At 41.7% G+C, this 326-nt stretch carries 1 pseudogene; it reads left to right on the top strand.

The features are described 5' to 3' along the window. Positions 1-124: 124 nt before the first annotated feature. Positions 125-326: pseudogene (locus CBG10_RS10040) on the top strand (IS30 family transposase); the annotation flags it as partial.

The raw sequence follows: 326 nt of genomic DNA, 5'->3' as shown, positions 1-326 counted from the left end.
TACTGCACACGTCTTTTCGCATACTCATCACTTCCTCAAAAGATTGATAAAGTGAGTATACAAAAAATGCAGGAAAATCGACAATTTTAAACCGCCGATTTCCTACATTCTACAGCCGCCCTCTACAAAAGCTTATCGGGCTGCTAAATTACTTCAGCGTAGTCAAGAAACCATCTATCGTGTTTATCGTTTCCTCAATGACGGTAAAACCATCGACCAATATCTTCAGACTTATCAGCGACATAAGCGTCGTTGTGGTCGGAAGCAGACTCAACTGCCAACTATCGAAGTTAACTATATCCATGCGCAAATCAAGGCAGGTTGGA

Origin of the sequence: Limosilactobacillus reuteri, assembly GCF_002254085.1 — a bacterium.
Classification (GTDB): Bacteria; Bacillota; Bacilli; order Lactobacillales; family Lactobacillaceae; genus Limosilactobacillus; species Limosilactobacillus reuteri_K.
Note: the sequence above shows the minus strand (reverse complement) of the source record. Positions and strands in the feature narration are given on the sequence as shown.